The sequence below is a fragment of the Caballeronia sp. dw_19 genome (assembly GCF_018449515.1).
Taxonomy (GTDB): Bacteria; Pseudomonadota; Gammaproteobacteria; order Burkholderiales; family Burkholderiaceae; genus Caballeronia.
In genome coordinates this window covers 49140-66044 of record NZ_JAAVUQ010000015.1, presented here as the reverse complement: position 1 = coordinate 66044, position 16905 = coordinate 49140, and the positions used below count along the sequence as shown (strand labels likewise).

Below are 16905 nucleotides of genomic sequence, written 5' to 3'. Positions count from 1 at the left end.
CTCAAGCCGACGATCCCGAATTGGCCGGCGGGCTGATCATCGCCAGACCACAAGCAAACCCGCGCCTTAAGTCAAACGTCACCGCCGTTGCTGCTGGACTTGATTGATACTTCTGGCCCGCTCGACCGGCGTGGGGAATTTGCTTTGGTGTCAGCCTCCAGGTTCAAGCAGTTGGCGCTGCGATCCATTGTCCCAGGGATCTTGGAGTCCGAAGCCGCTTCCCCGAAACCGCTACCGAATTGCTCGACATCACCGATCTTGATCAGCCAGTCGTGGTACTCCGCGCCGCTGTGACCGCGAACCGACATTTCCTCAAGCGTCACTGTGGCCTTCACGCCGTTCGGTGTTGCCAGCGAGTAGAGCTGGAAAGCGTAGCGGCCGACCCGCAGGTGCTCGCTCCGACCTATCGGTCGCGATTGAGTCAAAGGCATTCGACGATCGTCAACTCCCAGAACGTTCGAAGCGACTATTCGTCGGGTCGAGGAAGTCACGGCCGACGTCAGTATTGTCTACCTGACATCGCCGGTCGACTGGCATTACATCCCGGGCCAGTACATCGATATTGTGCTGCCTGATAGCGGAAGGAAGAGCTTCTCCCTTGCCAGCGCAACGCCGAAGGATGGCCATCTGGAACTCCATGTTCGGCACGTTAAAGGCGGGCGCTTCACCGACAAATCGCTAAAGCGGATAGCACCCGGCACGACGCTTCAATTGGCCAGACCTTATGGGCGTTTCTCCTGGACTACCGAGACCGCGAACCAAATCCTGATGCTCGCGTCGGGGACCGGTTATGCACCGCTCAAAGCTTTGCTCGAACACAAGCTCGCTAGTGGCCTCGATGTGCCGATAACGTTGTATTGGCGCGCCAGGGATGTCGATGATATTTACGCATGGCACGAACTCTCCGAATGGGCAGAACGGCACGACCTGTTCGAATTCGTTGCCGTTCTGAGCGATGAAGTCGGGCATGAGGAGCTCGGAACTAACGGAGGTGGATCGACCGGTCACCTCACCGCCCTCGCCGCTCGGCTGAATAAAGACTTCGACGCCTTGCATGACGTTTCCGCCTACGTCTGCGGCAGTCGCGGCTTTGTTGAACAGATCAAGGACTATCTTCAAACAAAGCATTTGCCCGCAGACAGGTTTCATTTCGATCCATTCGAGCCAGCGTCTCACCGCTCAGCCAGACCGATCCGGGCGCGCATCACCGATCGAGACAGTGTCGGGCGCGATCTACTCTGCACGGCCGAAGCAGATGTCACGCTGTTACCGACATTACGTCGCTCCGGCTATTCCATGCAGTCGGTATGCGGCGGCAAAGGTATCTGTGGGACCTGCGTCGTCAAATTCGACGCCAAGACAAACCGCAGCTTGGTGATGCCATCTCGCGACGAAAATGAGATTCTCGATATGGTAGCGATGGCTACCAGTGGATGCCGATTGGCCTGCCAATCAGCATCACCGACTGTCCCGAATATTTTGAATTGCAACTTATCTAATCAAGGATGAAATCGATGAAAACACTGCAGGATTACGAACAGGTCGGCTCAGCCTTTTCCGTCGAAAGCATGCTGATGGTCAGAACCAAAACCCGCGATGTGATCCACGCGATAGCTGCCCGCGTGCATTCCGGTATGGAAGAAGAGGAAGCCGTTTCCATAGCCAAGGAAATACTGACGACTCACGGGATGCGTAGAGGATGGCACGAAGTCTATGAGCGGTTCGGAACAAATACCGTTAAGACTTTCGGTGCGCCCTCATTCGCGGGGATGGTATTGGGCGAGAACGATATTTTTTTATCGACATAGGCCCCGTCTACGAAAAGTGGGAAGGCGATGGCGGTGAGAACCTTCGTGCTCGGAAACGATCCCGCAATGACCCAATGCGCGCTGGACTCAAAGCACTTGTTCGCTAAAGTCAAGGAGCAGTGGCAAGCGCAAGGGCTGACCGGACGCGCACTATATGACTATGCGGCCGCCGAAGCCGACCGGATGGGGTGGGAACTAAACCTGGATATCTCTGGCCTTCGACTGGCCGATTTTCCCCATGCCGCGCATTATGATGGTCCGCTCTCCGAAGTCGACTTCCCTCCTTCGCCATTGGCGTGGGTGCTCGAAATCCACATTCGCGATAAGCAGCGGCGATTTGCGCGCCCCGATCGATCTCGTGGCCAATCGACGAAATTTCGAGCTTCCGACGCAATCGGCGCGCACGAAACGTGCAGCGCCGTCCGAGCGTTCCTCCGGAAAAAAGGCTTGGTAAGCATTACCGAGGCCAGCGACAGCCGAGCACATAAGCTGCTGGTCAAGGCAGCCTAAAGTTAGCACCGGCAATCGTGTGTCGAATGGCGCAACGCAGAGTCCGTGAATCCCGATTCAAGAGCAACGGCCTGCAAGCGACAGGCATCGAAGCATTGAAAGAATCGCTAAGACGCCGTAACACGATCCTGGCGGGCATCGTTTATAGTCGCTTCGATTGCAGCTTACAAAGCTCTTCAAGGGCTCATCCAGGCTCAAGCCATGTCCAACAGCGAAACCCGAATCCTTCTAGTCGACGACGACGCTGCACTGCGCGACTTGCTGCAGGCTTTTTTTGATGAGCGCGGCCTCTCAGTCACGTTCCGCGAAGACGCACGCGACCTGAATCAGGTGGTGATGCGCGAACGCCCTTCAATCATCGTGCTCGACCTGATGATGCCCGGCATCGACGGCCTGACGGCGCTCACCCGGCTGCGCGCAGATAATGACGGTACCCCGGTCATTATGCTGACGGCGCGTGCGGACGACATCGACCGCGTGGTTGGTCTGGAAATGGGCGCGGACGACTACCTCGGCAAGCCCTTCATGCCACGCGAGCTGCTTGCGCGGATCAACGCGGTGTTGCGCCGCCAAGGCATGAGCCGGCCCCCAAGCCCGACCAGTCAATGGTCGGAACCAGCGCGTTTCGGGCGCTTCGAACTCGACAACGACCGCCGCACGCTCACGCGCGACGGCGAGCCGCAGCGCCTCACGAACAGCGAGTTACGCCTGCTCAACGTGCTCGTGCGCCACCCGATGGAAACGCTCTCGCGTTCGCGGCTGCTCACCCTCTGGTACGGCACGCACGCGGACGTGACGGAGCGCGGTATCGACGTCCCGATCTGGCGCCTGCGTCAACTGATTGAAGAGGACCCCTCGCAGCCGCGCATCATCCAGACCATGCGCGGTATCGGTTATATGTTCGTGCCGCCGCGAGCCTCCGGCGATGCACCCGATGCCGAACGCGATGCATAAGCTGCTACGCCCCCTCAACACGATCTTCGGCCGGCTCGCGCTGCTGTCGGTAGGCCTGCTCGTCATGATGCAACTGACGTGGATGGTGATCGTGGATCGTGAGCGCGGCATCATCGAGGCGGATCACGTCAGCCGGCTGGTGCGGCTGGTGCTGGATCCGGCAGCGAGTGCTGCCGACGGCTCAAGCGAGCGTCTCGCCGCCGTGCTCGGCCTGCGTTTCGCCGATGCCGGGCCACAGTCCGCGCCGCTCGGTTGTCCACCGCCCTGCGCCGATACACACGGCCTGTTCGAGAACGTCCTGCGTGCGGACCTGCCGCCGCAGAGCCGCGTGGTATTCGACCACACCGAGGACCTCATGTGGGTGCGTTATGGCCCATCGTCGCGATGGCTTCTGATCCCAGCCGTCGTACCTCCCGTGAGCCGCTTGCTGAGCGCGAGTGCGCTCATGCTGTTCCTCGCCATTGCTATCGCACTGCTCGGCGCATGGCAAATACAGAAACCTATATTGAGGCTCGCACGGGCAGCACGTGAGTTCAGGTTGGGACATCGTCCGCCGATGGTCTTGTCCAACGGTCCGTCGGAGGTCAAAGGGCTGATTGGTGACTTCAACGAAATGGCCCGTGAATTAAGCGACGCCGAACAGGAACGCGCGATCATGCTGGCCGGCGTCGCGCATGACCTGCGTGCACCGATCACGCGCATCCAGGTCCGCGCGAACCTTGTGTCGGACAGCACCGCGCGCAACGGCTTTTTTCACGACACTGAATCGCTTGCGCAGATCGTCACGCAATTCCTCGACTTCGCCCGCGACACCGAAACAGACGCGCACGCCCCGTGGATTTCAGTCAATGCGTTCTGCCGTTCGCACTATGCGGAAGCTGAAGCAAACGTTGATGTCGACGGCCACGACGTGCTCGCACGAGACCCGCTCTTCTTACTCGACCTGCAGGCGAGCGACGACTTCCGCCTGCCTGCCGTCGAACTGGACCGGATACTCTCAAACCTCGTGGAAAACGCCTTCACCTATGGTGCGCCTCCGCTTTGCATCGCAACGTCACGTCACAACGGGTGTGATCGCCTGAGTGTGCGCGATCATGGCAAGGGCATGCCCGAAGCCCATTTCGCCCGTGCGCTCAGACCCTTCATACGGATCGATCCCGCTCGCGGCGGCGACGCGCATTGCGGCCTGGGACTGACGATCGTGCGGCGCCTCACGCGTCGATATGGCGGCGACCTGTCCATGCACAATGCCGACGGCGGCGGCCTCGCCGTCGTGCTCGACTTCCCCTTGCGCGTTCGCGCCTGACGCCGTTGCCGCGCATGCATGGTCGCGCGCTCGCAGCAATGTTACATCATGTAATCAGTCACTAAGCCATCGTAAGACGCTGCTCGTTAAGCTCGTGTCATCCCTTGCCGCTGGCATGGCGTTGCGCGGTTTTCTCCGAGCCCCGGTGGTCGGGTCGAGCGCCTCTCGAGGCAACCCTCCTCCGCTTTTCCTCGCGTTTTTCGAAAGACCTGCGCATCGATGTCTGCCCGGCGGCCCTTTGTCGAACCTTGATCGAAGGACGCTCACCGCATGACCAGAATAATCCATCAGGTTTCCGTAGTTCCTACCGGGGCCACACGATTGCTACGCACGCGTGTACTCGTGGCCGTCGCCGCTTCAGTGGCCGCATTTTCGCTCGCCGCTTGCGGCGACGGCGGCTCGCAGCGTCCGCCACAGGGCGTGCCAGAAGTCGGCGTTGAAACCATCGCCCCGCATCCAATCGTCGCCAGCACCGAACTGTCCGGCCGCCTGTCCGCCGTACGCGTGGCCGATGTCAGGCCTCAGGTGCAAGGCATCGTCATGAAGCGGCTCTTCACTGAAGGCTCGATGGTCGCAGCGGGTGTGGTGCTTTATCAGATCGATCCGGCGAGTTACCAGGCGAGTTATGACCAGGCCGTCGGGACGCTCGTGAAGGCACAAGCCACGGCCGACGCCGCGCAAACCAAAGCGACGCGTTACTCGGACTTGTCGAAGATAGACGGCGTGAGCAAGCAGGACTACGACGACGCCATCTCGTCGCTGCAGGAAGCTAAGGCCGACGTGGTCGCCGATCGCGCGTCATTGAAAACCGCCGCGATCAACCTGGGTTACACGAAGATCGTAGCGCCGATCACCGGGCGTATCGGCAAGTCGAGCGTGACTGAGGGCGCGCTTGTCACAGCCGAGCAGACCACGGCGCTCGCCACCGTTCAAGCGACCAGCGAGATGTACCTCGATGTCACCCGTTCATCGGTCGACTGGCTGCGGCTGCAAAAGGAATTCGCGAGCGGCCAGTTGCAGCAGGCGGGCAGCGACGGCGCGGTCGCGCATCTCGTGATGGAAGACGGCAGTGACTATCCGCATGCCGGCAGGCTGCTGTTCTCCGATATAACCGTCGACGCCACCACAGGTTCGGTCACGCTGCGTAGCGTGTTCCCGAATCCCGAGGGCGCGCTGCTGCCGGGCATGTTCGTCCGGGCACGGCTCGAAGAAGGCGTGAACCAGCAGGCGATCACGGTGCCGCAACTGGCGGTGTCGCGTGCATCGGACGGCTCCGCTAGCGTGCTGACCGTCGACGCCGACAGCAAGGTCACGCAAACGGCGGTGACCGCCAACAGCGCTAACGGCGCGGACTGGGTCATCACGAGCGGCTTGAAAGCTGGCGACCGGGTGATCGTGTCGGGATCGCAGAAAGCGCGCACCGGCGCACTCGTCAAAGCGGTCGAAAACCCTTCCCCTTCCGATTCGAATTCCGACGCCCCCGCTGCAGCGGCCGCGTCGGCAACCCGCGGTTAAAGCGAGAACCTCATGGCAGGCTTTTTCATCAACCGACCGATTCTCGCGTGGGTCATCGCCATCGTCATCATGATGGTCGGTGCGGCGTCCATCCGCACACTACCGGTCGAGCAATATCCGAGCGTCGCGCCGGTGTCCGTGCAGATCACGGCGACCTATCCCGGCGCTTCCGCCGAAACCGTGGCGACCACGGTCACGCAGGTGATCGAACAGAAACTGAGCGGCATCGACAACCTGCTGTACATGTCCTCCACCAGCAGTAACGCGGGAACAGCGACCATCACGCTGACCTTCCAGCAGGGCACCAACGCTGACATCGCACAGGTGCAGGTGCAGAACAAGGTGGAGCAGGCCAGCTCGTCATTGCCGCAGACAGTGCAGAACCAGGGCGTGCAGGTCGCCAAGGCGGCCAACGCGTTCCTGATGATCGTGTCGCTTTCGTCCTCGGACGGCAGCATGAATTCCATCGATCTCGGCAACGTGATCGCCACGCAGATCGAAGACCCGCTTACGCAGATCGACGGTGTGGGTGACGTGACGCTGTTCGGCGCGCAGCACGCCATGCGCGTGTGGCTCGACCCGGTCAAGCTGCAGGCGGTGGGTCTGACCGCAAGCGATGTCACCACTGCAATCACCAACCAGAACGTGCAGTTATCGGTCGGCCAGATCGGGGGTTCACCCTCGACGAAGACACAAGCCATCAACGCCACCATCTCCGCGTCGAGTCTGCTCACCACACCCGCTGAGTTCGGCTCGATCCTGCTGCGGGTGAACACCGACGGCTCGAAGGTGCTGCTAAGCGATGTGGCGCGCGTGGAAGTAGGCGGCGACGACTACAGCACGGACTCGCGGCTGAACGGCAAGCCGGCCGCGTCGCTCGCGGTCAAGCTCGCAAGCGGCGCGAACGCAATGAGTGTCGCGAAAGCGGTGCGTGCGAAGCTCGACCAGTTGACCCCGCAGTTGCCTCGCAGCGTGGTGGTTGACTATCCGTACGACACCACGCCGTTCGTGCGTATCTCGATTGAAGAGGTGGTGAAGACGCTGATCGAAGCGGTGATGCTGGTGTTCGTCGTGATGTATGTGTTCCTCCAGAACCTGCGCGCAACGCTGATCCCGACCATCGTGGTGCCGGTAGCGCTGCTCGGTACGTTCGCGGTAATGTCGGCGGTAGGCTTCTCCATCAACGTGCTTTCCATGTTCGGGCTCGTGCTTGCCATCGGCTTACTAGTGGACGACGCAATCGTGGTCGTGGAGAACGTCGAGCGCTTGATCGCGGAGGAAAAACTGTCACCGCTGGAGGCGACGCGTAAAGCGATGAAGCAGATCACCGGCGCGCTTGTCGGCATCACGACCGTGCTGATCGCCGTGTTCATTCCGATGGCCTTCTTCTCCGGTTCCACCGGCGCGATCTACCGGCAGTTCTCGATCACTATCGTGGCAGCCATGCTGCTCTCCGTGTTCCTCGCGCTCACGCTCACGCCCGCGTTATGCGCGACACTGCTCAAGCGCTCGGACGTGGAGCATCACGAGAAACGCGGCGTCCTCGGCTGGTTCAACCGCGTGCTTGCACGCGGCACTGACCGCTACTCTACGGGCGTATCGCGCGTGGTCGGCAAGCCCATGCGTTATCTCGTGATCTATGCGCTGATCGCGGGCGTGGTTGTGCTGCTATTCACGAAACTGCCATCGTCTTATCTTCCCGAAGAGGACCAGGGAATCATCATTACGTCAATCTCGACGCCGGTCGGCACGCCTTCCGCGAAAACACTCGGGACCGTGAAGCAGGTCGAGGCCTATTATCTCGGCTTGCCGCAGGTGGACAAGATCATCACGCTCACGGGATTCAGCTTCAATGGCTCGGGCCAGAACAATGCGCTCGCGTTCGTCAAGCTCAAGGACTGGAGCACGCGCCGTGGCAAGGACGGACAGGCGTCGTCGATCATCCTGCACGCCAACATGTATTTCGCAACTGCCGCCCGCGACGCGCAGATCTTCGCGCTCAATCCGCCGGCGATCCAGGAACTCGGTACGCAAAGCGGGATCGATTTCGAACTCGAAGATCGCGCGGGACAAGGCCACGACAAGCTGATGGCCGCACGCCGCGAGTTGATGGCGCTGGCCGCGAACAGCAGCATGCTCTCGGGCATGCGTCCTGGCGGTCTCGACGATACCCCGCAGTTCCACGTCGATATCGATCGTGAGAAGGCCAGCGCGCTCGGGCTTTCCGTCGCCGATGTGAACGACACGCTGGGGACGGCGTTCGGCTCGACCTACGTGAACAATTACGTCGATACGGGCCGCATTCAGAAGGTGTATGTGCAAGCCGATGCGCCCTATCGGATGATGCCGTCGGACATCGGACGCTGGTACGTGAAGGCGAGCACATCAAGTACATCAAGTACATCGAGTACATCAAGCAGCACCAGCAGCACGACGACGAGCACCACGAATTACGACGGTCAGATGGTGCCTTTCTCGGCATTCGCCACCGGCAAGTGGACTTTTGGGCCGCCGCAGATTGAGCGCTTCAACCGCACGCTCGCGATGGAAATCACCGCACAGACCGGCGCTAACGCAAGCACGGGCCAGGCGATGGATGCAGTCGAAGCGCTCGTGAAAAAACTGCCCGCCGGCTTTGGCATCGACTGGACCGGGCAGTCCTATCAGGAGCGCCTCGCCGGCTCGCAAGCGATCTATCTGTATGCAATCTCGCTGATCGTGGTGTTCCTGTGTCTCGCGGGTCTTTACGAGAGCTGGTCCATTCCTATCGCGGTGATTCTGGTGGTGCCGCTCGGCGTGCTGGGAGCCGTGCTTGGCGCGCATCTTCGCGGGCTTCCCGACGACATCTACTTCAAGGTCGGTCTGCTAGCAACCATCGGTCTGTCGACCAAGAACGCGATCCTGATTGTCGAATTCGCGAAGGACTTGCAAGCGCAAGGCCGCAGCCTGATCGACGCCACGCTTGAAGCGGCGCGCCTGCGCTTGCGGCCGATCCTGATGACTTCGCTCGCGTTCGTATTCGGCGTGCTGCCGCTTGTGATCAGCACGGGCGCGGGATCGGCGAGCCGTCACGCGATTGGCACGGGAGTGATGGGCGGCATGATCGCCGCCACTGTGCTCGCGATCTTTTTCGTTCCGGTGTTCTTCGTCGTCGTGCGGCGTTTGTTTGGCGAGCACGGCCACACCACGCATAGCGAAGGTGAACAATGATGAGACTCAAACTGGGTGTTCGCCTGCTGTCGCTGGCGCTTGCGAGTATCGCAACACTCACCGGCTGCACACTCGATCCGCACTACGAGCGGCCTGCCGCGCCGGTAGCGGCAGCCTATCCGCAAGGCGACAGTTACGAAAGCACGACAGCCGTGCAGAAGACCGCCGCGGATACGTCAAAGACGCTAGCCGTCGATACCCAATGGCGCACCTTCTTTCGCGATCCGCGTCTGCAACGGCTGATCCAGATCGCTCTCGACAACAACCGTGATCTGCGCGTCGCGGCGTTGAACGTGGCGGAATACGAGGCGCAATATCGCATTACGCGTGCGGCGCTTGCACCATCGATATCCGCGAGCGGCAGCGTGACACGCGAACGCACGTTAGGCACAACCAGCGTATCGAACGATCTCAACATTGGCACCACTTCGTGGGAGATCGACTTCTTCGGACGTCTGCGCAGTCTCAAACGGCAAGCGCTGGAGAACTATCTCTCGACCGAGGCATCGCGTCAAAGCACACGGATCAGCCTGATCGCAACAGTGGCGACGGACTACCTGACCTTGCTCTCGGACGAGCGTTTGCTAAAGATCACGCAGGACACGGTTGCCGCCGACCAGACCACCTACGACGTCACGAAGCGCATACAGGAACTGGGCAATTCCTCGCTGCTCGATGTGCGGCAGGCGCAGAACACGCTCGCCAGCGCGCAGGCGAGCCTGGCGTCATATAGACGGGCTGTGGCTCAGGACCGCAACAACCTGGTCGCGGTGCTCGGTGCACCGATTCCGGACAACCTGCCGCCCGCGTTCGACCAGGCCTCCAACACGTCGATGTTCGCCGATATCGGCGCAGGCCTGCCTTCGACCTTGCTCACGCGCCGCCCGGATATCGTGGAAGCCGAGCATGCCTTGAAGGCGGCCAACGCGAACGTTGGCGTAGCGCGTGCGGCGTTTTTCCCGAAGATCGAACTGACCGCGACGGCGGGGACGTCGAGTTCAACGCTGTCAGGTCTCTTCAAGGCAGGAACGGGTGCGTGGGCGTTCGCGCCGACCGTGTCCCTGCCGATCTTCGACTACGGCAGCAACAAGGCGTCACTGGACGTTGCGAAGATCGAAAAGAACATCGAGATTGCCGACTACGAAAGCACGATCCAGACCGCGTTCAAGGAAGTATCGAATGCGTTGACGGCGCATGCAACGTACATCGATCAGGTGATCGCGGACCGTGATTATGTGACTTCCGCGCAGAGCTATTACACGCTTGCGCAGGCCCGGTACAAGGCTGGCACGGACAGCTTCCTGACGTTTCTCGATGCGCAACGCACGCTCTATACCGCGCAGCAGCAGTTGGCTTCCGATAGCCTGTCGCAGCAGACCAGCCTCGTTACGCTGTACAAAGCACTGGGAGGTGGTGTGGAGCAAGGAGGCGAGTAACGTCCTAAGCCTTGATGCGTTCTTCCAGCGCTTGAGCGCCATCAACTTGACGCTGCGGAAGTTCCGTTAGAACACGATGGCTGCGGATAGGACGACATGGGCGGATGTGAAGCATCACTATCGTTCTGCAGTGTTACAGATGTGCAAATAGTGCAACGCATGCGTCCGATCGCCACTAGTTCTTGCAGCAGTAAGGCCCGGCCATCGGGAGATTCCAGCCAGTTCGGCATTCGCGAGGCTGTGGAAACCATCGAAATTATTAGCGTATGTAAGCTGCTGTAAGCCCTTCGCTCGACAGGATGCTGTTCAATGTGATTTTGTCCTTCTGGAGCCGTTAAATGTCCACAATATTCGCGAATAAGCCCGCTGTCATAACGCTGCTGGTTTCGCTGCTGACGCTTAAGACAGTCCCGGGCGTTGCACAGGAAGGTCCAGACGGACCGGAGAACCATGGCAGTCCCAACGGCCAACCGGAGCGTCACGTGCAGCGCGGACCGGACGCTGGCGCGCAGGGTCATGACCAGCCGGTTCCACATCGCGACTGGCATCGCGGTGACCGCCTGCCAGGAGACTATCGAGACCGGCGCTACGTGGTCGATAACTGGCGGGATGAAGGGTTGCAACCACCGCCGGGAGGCTATCAATGGGTCAGCCTGAACGGCGGTTATGTACTGGTCGCAATCGCGACGGGCGTTATCGCTAACATCATCCTCGCCCCACACCGCTGATTCATAGTGCATGGAGACGGCTACGATCATAGCCCGCTGTCCCGTGATCTGAAGGTTCGTGGGTGCTTCAGGTCGTCAGGTCTGCGGAGCAATCAAGGTGTTTACGGCAGACCGTCGATCATCGTCTTTTCTCGACAACGATATCCGATGCGACCAAACGGCACTGTCAAAACAGGCAGATTGATTTACAGAATTGTTGCCTGCGCGACCAGAATAGCCAACGGCAGTGCGTCGGCTATTCGAGCTGTTACTAAAGTTCACGCAAAAGGATGTCCCAGGCTTTCAACTCATCGTGACCGAACACGCCAACCTCCGAGATCAATGGTTCCAGGACACTTTGGTTGAGCAGTCTTGGACCAAGCCGCCAGCGCTCGTGCCGGAAGACTGGCCTCTGCTACCACAGTCATTGTCGTGACGAGAAGAACAGGAACAACATGAACAGCAAGATTCTGAACTCGGTCATTGGCGCCGTTTCTTCTGTTCTTGCAGAGTACTACTACAGCCATTCCGCGCTGAACTCACTCTTCATGGAGAGTGGAGCGCCGGGTGACGTGCCCGAAGGAAACTGCGAAACGAAATGTAGCCTTTGGCTTAGGCGCTGCAACGATGATGTCTGTGTTGATCCTATGCAAGTGCTTGGCCAAGTTATTCAGAGGTTCATGGATCTGGAACCCAATGACTGGAACCAGAAAATTGGCCCCGGACAAGAGCGCATCAGAGCCAGCTTTGCCAAGAACCAGTTGACTTACCAGATGAATGGTTTCATCACCTTAGCAGGAGCGAGTCCGGCGGCGAAGTCACTCGCGGACTATTTCAAGGCTGGTGACTTCTCGTCTATCGAAGCAGAGTTCGACCGAGCCATCTCTCAAGTTGATCGCGATCCGCATGCCGCCATTACTGCGGCGAGCGCCATCATTGAAGCACTGTGCAAGACGTACATTGAGATGCACGGACTGGAAATACCATCGAAGCAAACGATCGGCCCGCTCTGGAAGAGCGGGCAACAGCATCTAGGTCTCAACGTCGATCCTACGTTGCAGGACGATCAGAAGCGGATACTGCAGGGGCTTGCGTCTATCGTGGATGGCGTCGGCGCTTACCGGACATCTGTCCCAATTCCGAACTGCCCTGCCGTCGCCCGGATGCTAGCGCCGTTCTCGGCGCGCCATGCTTTGATCGCAGCATAATCGTAAGACCGCGCGCGTCCCGTGTACTTCCCTGCGGCCTTCGCAATTGCCACACCGGGCCGCTGCATCTCCGCCCGATTCGTGTAGTCGACTTCTCCCTGCGCGGCCATGAACGCCAGCACAGCGTCCCGCATAGCTTTTTGAATCGGGTCTTCCTCTCGTCCATCGAACCACATGCCGTTGAGCGTACATTCAACGCGCACGCCTTGTTCCATGAGTCTGCGCGTTGTTCATAAAGCTCCAGTGTCCTGTCTTCGCACAAAAAGTGCGGTTCCCTGTGGAACAAATCCGACTGGACGCCGAAATGGAGTTCGAACATCAGCTAGGGGAAGCTTTCCTTCCGGGACATTGGCGGTCTGCTCTCCGATAACCCGCCTTCCGATTTCCAATCCTGCATGGCTGACATCTGCAAAGGGTGCACGACCCGCATTCCCTCGGGATCGACACGTTGTCACGGCGCGCGGAGACAAGCTTTTCTATTACCCGCAACGATGCCGGACTGGACCTCGCCAACGGCAATCGTTTCAAAGTCGCCGTAGTGCATCCCGGCAAGCTCATATTGGAAGGAGATGGCCGGTGTATCGAGTTGCCAGCGAACGAACCCGCCCACGTCGATCTTGCATGCACGACCACTGTTCACAGCGCGCAGGGTTTAACGTCAAACCGCGTTCTGATTGAGACTCAGACCACCCGCCGAACTACGGCGAAGGACGTTTATCACGTCGCTATATCTCGTGCGCGCCTTGAGGCACGCGTCTACACGAACGATCGAAGCAAGCTCCCAGGCACCATTGCGCGCGAGAATCGGAAGTACGCGCCGTTGGATCTTGTTCGTGAGGATATGGCACGCTCTCGCGTCGATCAAAAGCGAGTCACTGATGCTCACAATCGAACTGGCAAGCGTCGCGAGCGAACAGCACCGAGCTTAGGCACAACAAAGAAGCCCAAATGGACATTGCTCGCGGAATTCCGCAGGGCCGGGCCATTGAGGAATTCCAGCGTGAGTCGCCTTTGGGCGCAAACGGAGGGTCCATTCCGCGGCGGGAACTTGCGCGGCGCACATCAATGGATGGGCACCCCATCGCGCTGACGCGCATTGGACTGATGCGGTCCGCGGCGCGTAACCGGCTTCCAGTCACCCGAGCGCTTCAAGAAACGCGGGAGTATTGGCTGCGTTAGGCCCCGCATGAATCAACGCAATCAACCCGGACGTCGAAGCGCTGGCCACGTAGAAGCCAGAGCGCACAAGACTTTTTTCCCGATCAGTCCATAAGGCCTTTGGGTAAAGGTCGAGGAAAATGCGTGTTTCCCACATGCTGAAGACATCGATGACGTGTCGAAGGGGTTTTCCCGTCAGCGGGTGTATGAATTCATCTGGCGTGGCGGCTACCATAAACGTCACATAGCGGGAACGCGCAGCGATCGTAGAGAGGCGTATCTCCATTTCGTAGGAATCCTCGCTGTGGATGACCCGTGGATCACCTACGAAGTAATAGCGAGACATTCGAACGCCTCTCGCCTCCAGTTGATCGATCAGGATGTCGGCCAACGCGGCGAGGTGATCGAACTCGTTTTTCTTTTCTACAAGAAAAATGTATTCTGGTGAGATGTTCTCCGTGTTCCAGACGGGCGTTATGAGGCCACCTTGGTTCGCGGTAGCTTCCGCCGTCGCCATGACGTCGAGCGTGAGGGTTGTCCCCGCGGTGGGACGTGCGAGCGCTCGCGCTACCGCTTCCATGTCGTGTCCCGAGTAGAGATTAGCGGCATCGACGGGCACGGCGCGTTGGTTTGCGTCCAGAGGTATGGTGCCGGCGTGACTGAACCACAGCGCGCGGTTCCGCAAACGTAGAAGTAGCCAGATTACGCACGGCACGAGGGGTGTGAAAGCCAGGATCGGCCTTTGCGCGGACCAGGACACCGACGCCTGTGCGACGACGAGGGCGCTCGCTGGCAGCGGAGCAAACGTGGCTTGCACCGTTTGGACGGACTCGATCATCTGGGGAATCGGGGACGTGTCCGGCGTCTTTCTTTGAACGAGCAGCCATGCCGCGACGCACGCCAGCGTCAACAGCACGAGCGCAAGGCTCAATCGGTTATTCGTGGTCACGCGCTTCGCTGGTGAACGGACCTTGCACGTAAACTCGGAATTTGGCTCGTCGCGATCGAACCACATTCGATATACGCGCATGAAGTCATCCTGCCTCGTGCCAGCGAGCACCAGTGCTAGCCGCTGTCCGAGCCTGACGACGCCGACATTGTCGTGCTCGGCGGCAAGCAGGACAATCTGCGCCATTGCAAACTGGCAAGGAGTCAAATCGAAGCCGCTCAGCCTGAGTTGCGCCAGAAACGCGTCAAGCCGTTGTGAGGAAGGAAACGGGTCTGCTAACGTTTCGGCGTCGACCGTTTCGACGTGAGGCGCGCGTTGGACCATCGGGTCAGTCTCCCTGGCCGGCCTGCGCCCATTGAATCTGGTCGAAGTCGACATGCTGATCGTCGCTACCCTTGAGAAGCGTCAGTCTCGCGAGGGGATGCCAGCCGGTCGGGCTCCGGAGATCGGTGATGCCCCGCTCTTGCGCCACCAGCACGAATGCGAGCAATTCCGCCGTGCCGGGCTTTTTGCGCAGGGATTGCCGATGCAGATATTGGTAGAGGTGCACTGAGTCGACGACCAGGCTGGACGTTGCCGCCAGACCTGTCACACGGCTCGCGATGATTTTTCTCAGATTGACCTCGCTGGGAAACTTGAGTTCGAAGTAGACGCATCGCCGCAGAAAGGCATCGGGCAGCGACCGCTCCGAATTGCTGGTGATGACCACGGCGGGACGCATCTTCTTTTCCGCGGTAACTGTTCGGTTCAACTCGGCGATATAAAACTTCATGTTTTCCACTTCGACCAACAGGTCGTTGGGCACGTCTCTGGGCGCCTTGTCGATTTCATCGATCAGCACGACGGAGCGCCGCTTTTCGGGATGTTCCTCCGGTGCAATGAGATCCGCCACGGCTTCGGGCTCGTTGGCGAGCAGGATCGCAGTGCCGAGACCATGAAACGTGATGAAGCGATGCGGGTCGATGTTCGATCCCTTTTCTGAGGCTGCGTGGAAGCGCGCGAGCGTGTCGAAGCGATAGAACAGATCGCGCGCGGTCGTGGTGGACTTGACGTCCAGCCGGATCGCTTCCTTGAGGCCGAGCTTCCACGCGACGAACGCGCCGACTTCGCTTTTTCCGCAGCCAGGCGCACCGGTGAGCAGCAGGGGCATGCCGAGATAGATCGATGTATTGATTGCGTCGATCAAGGCGTCGTCCGCGAGATAGCCTTCCGGGCCGGTTATGTCGCCGACAGCGGGCCTGGGCAAGCTGCGCCAGCGGTCGACGCGACTGCCGCTGTTGTCCTTGGAGAGCCGCCAATCATCCATGAAGCTCACTCCCGATGCGCGTTCAGCTGGCTGTGTGGGTGAATTGTTCCGCCAATGATCGGGCGCAGCCGTTTGGACAAGTCGTCGAAACGCCATTCGTTGATTCTGTCGAAAATGTCTTCCGCGTCCAGCATGACGCCCGCCGCGCATTCCTCTCCGAGATTTTCGCGCACCACGCTCGTCCAGGTCAGCACTTCATGCCTTTTGATGAGACCCAAGGGCGGAAGCACAAATATCGGACAGTTGTTTGACGTGTATTTTTCCGCGATGCGCGTATGGAGGTCAGGCTCGGGCGATCCGGCCTCCGCCGTCGCTCTTATGCACAGAAACGCGACGACCAAGCGACCAGCGGGCGGCCGGGGCCACTCGGTCGCGAAGTACTCGAGCCATCGATATACGAGCGCTTCGCCTGCCTTGCTGATCTCGGGCTCGTCGATGCTATGGCTGAAGCAGATGCTTTTGCCCAGATCTTTCACGCGATCATTGAAGGAAAGAAGGCTGCAGGATCCGTTGATGCCCAGATTGGGTCGAATTGTTGCGATCAGCGCATTGAGATCCGACGAGCCCGAGGGCCATTCCAGAGGGCCCATGAACTGCCAGCCGGTATCCGTGTCGAACTTTTTGAGGTCGATGATCCCGCAGCGGTACGCGAAGAGATCCGGCTTGTCCTTTGGCGTTCCGCGCACGACGACGAGCAGCCGGCCATCGCCGCCGGACTGCGTGCAACTGCCGAGCCGTTCGTTCAGCGCCCGCCATTGCTCGCCCCGGTTCAGCATCATGACGGTCAAGTTCAACCGTTCGGGCATCAGTTGTTCAACCGATCCGGACCCGCAGAAAA

Annotated in this window: 15 protein-coding genes and 1 pseudogene; 11 read left to right on the top strand and 5 right to left on the bottom strand. The window is 59.7% G+C overall.

Annotation, left to right across the window (positions count from 1 at the left end):
• Positions 1 to 71: 71 nt before the first annotated feature.
• Positions 72 to 431 (bottom strand): hypothetical protein, encoded by a 360-nt coding sequence (locus tag HB376_RS20560; protein ID WP_213765516.1) that lies wholly within the window; start codon positions 429 to 431, stop codon positions 72 to 74.
• Here HB376_RS20560 and HB376_RS20555 point away from each other — a divergent pair.
• The 11 genes from HB376_RS20555 to HB376_RS20505 all read left to right on the top strand — a co-directional run bounded on the left by HB376_RS20555 (position 430) and on the right by HB376_RS20505 (position 12654).
• A complete protein-coding gene (locus HB376_RS20555; protein ID WP_346730539.1) occupies positions 430 to 1509 on the top strand; it encodes a flavin reductase family protein in 1080 nt (359 codons plus the stop codon). The genes HB376_RS20560 and HB376_RS20555 overlap by 2 nt on opposite strands.
• Before the next feature lie 5 nt (positions 1510 to 1514).
• Positions 1515 to 1808 carry a hypothetical protein gene (locus HB376_RS20550; protein WP_213765514.1) on the top strand — a complete coding sequence of 98 codons (294 nt, stop codon included), beginning with the start codon at positions 1515 to 1517 and terminating at the stop codon, positions 1806 to 1808.
• A gap of 33 nt (positions 1809 to 1841) precedes the next feature.
• On the top strand, positions 1842 to 2318 hold the full coding sequence (locus HB376_RS20545) for a hypothetical protein (protein ID WP_213765513.1): 477 nt from the start codon (positions 1842 to 1844) through the stop codon (positions 2316 to 2318).
• Between the two features lie 201 nt (positions 2319 to 2519).
• A complete protein-coding gene (locus tag HB376_RS20540; protein ID WP_213765512.1) occupies positions 2520 to 3272 on the top strand; it encodes a response regulator in 753 nt (250 codons plus the stop codon).
• Positions 3265 to 4578: an ATP-binding protein gene (locus tag HB376_RS20535; protein WP_255631464.1), complete on the top strand. Its 1314-nt coding sequence runs from the start codon at positions 3265 to 3267 to the stop codon at positions 4576 to 4578. Before HB376_RS20540 ends, HB376_RS20535 begins: the two co-directional genes overlap by 8 nt.
• Before the next feature lie 270 nt (positions 4579 to 4848).
• Positions 4849 to 6093: an efflux RND transporter periplasmic adaptor subunit gene (locus HB376_RS20530; RefSeq protein ID WP_213765511.1), complete on the top strand. Its 1245-nt coding sequence runs from the start codon at positions 4849 to 4851 to the stop codon at positions 6091 to 6093.
• Between the two features lie 12 nt (positions 6094 to 6105).
• Positions 6106 to 9303, top strand: a complete 3198-nt coding sequence (locus HB376_RS20525; RefSeq protein WP_213765510.1) for an efflux RND transporter permease subunit — start codon at positions 6106 to 6108, stop codon at positions 9301 to 9303.
• Positions 9300 to 10739, top strand: a complete 1440-nt coding sequence (locus tag HB376_RS20520; protein WP_213765509.1) for an efflux transporter outer membrane subunit — start codon at positions 9300 to 9302, stop codon at positions 10737 to 10739. The genes HB376_RS20525 and HB376_RS20520 overlap by 4 nt, the downstream gene beginning before the upstream one ends.
• A 338-nt stretch (positions 10740 to 11077) precedes the next feature.
• A complete protein-coding gene (locus HB376_RS20515) occupies positions 11078 to 11467 on the top strand; it encodes an RcnB family protein (protein ID WP_213765508.1) in 390 nt (129 codons plus the stop codon).
• A 226-nt stretch (positions 11468 to 11693) separates the two neighbouring features.
• Positions 11694 to 11882 carry a DUF3732 domain-containing protein gene (locus HB376_RS20510; protein WP_346730535.1) on the top strand — a complete coding sequence of 63 codons (189 nt, stop codon included), beginning with the start codon at positions 11694 to 11696 and terminating at the stop codon, positions 11880 to 11882.
• A gap of 19 nt (positions 11883 to 11901) precedes the next feature.
• The gene (locus HB376_RS20505; protein ID WP_213765507.1) at positions 11902 to 12654 is read left to right on the top strand and encodes a hypothetical protein; all 753 of its coding nucleotides are present in this window, start codon (positions 11902 to 11904) and stop codon (positions 12652 to 12654) included.
• Here the strand turns inward: HB376_RS20505 and HB376_RS41095 are convergent.
• The 4 genes and pseudogenes from HB376_RS41095 to HB376_RS20490 all read right to left on the bottom strand — a co-directional run.
• Positions 12564 to 12884: pseudogene (locus HB376_RS41095) on the bottom strand (recombinase family protein); the annotation flags it as partial. The gene HB376_RS20505 and the pseudogene HB376_RS41095 sit on opposite strands and share 91 nt — an antisense overlap.
• Positions 12885 to 13789: 905 nt before the next feature.
• Entirely contained in the window at positions 13790 to 15085 is a 1296-nt protein-coding gene (locus tag HB376_RS20500) for a hypothetical protein (RefSeq protein ID WP_213765506.1), read from the bottom strand.
• 4 nt (positions 15086 to 15089) lie between these two features.
• The gene (locus tag HB376_RS20495; RefSeq protein ID WP_213765505.1) at positions 15090 to 16067 is read right to left on the bottom strand and encodes a MoxR family ATPase; all 978 of its coding nucleotides are present in this window, start codon (positions 16065 to 16067) and stop codon (positions 15090 to 15092) included.
• A gap of 5 nt (positions 16068 to 16072) precedes the next feature.
• On the bottom strand, positions 16073 to 16855 hold the full coding sequence (locus HB376_RS20490) for a hypothetical protein (RefSeq protein ID WP_213765504.1): 783 nt from the start codon (positions 16853 to 16855) through the stop codon (positions 16073 to 16075).
• Between the last annotated feature and the right edge of the window lie 50 nt (positions 16856 to 16905).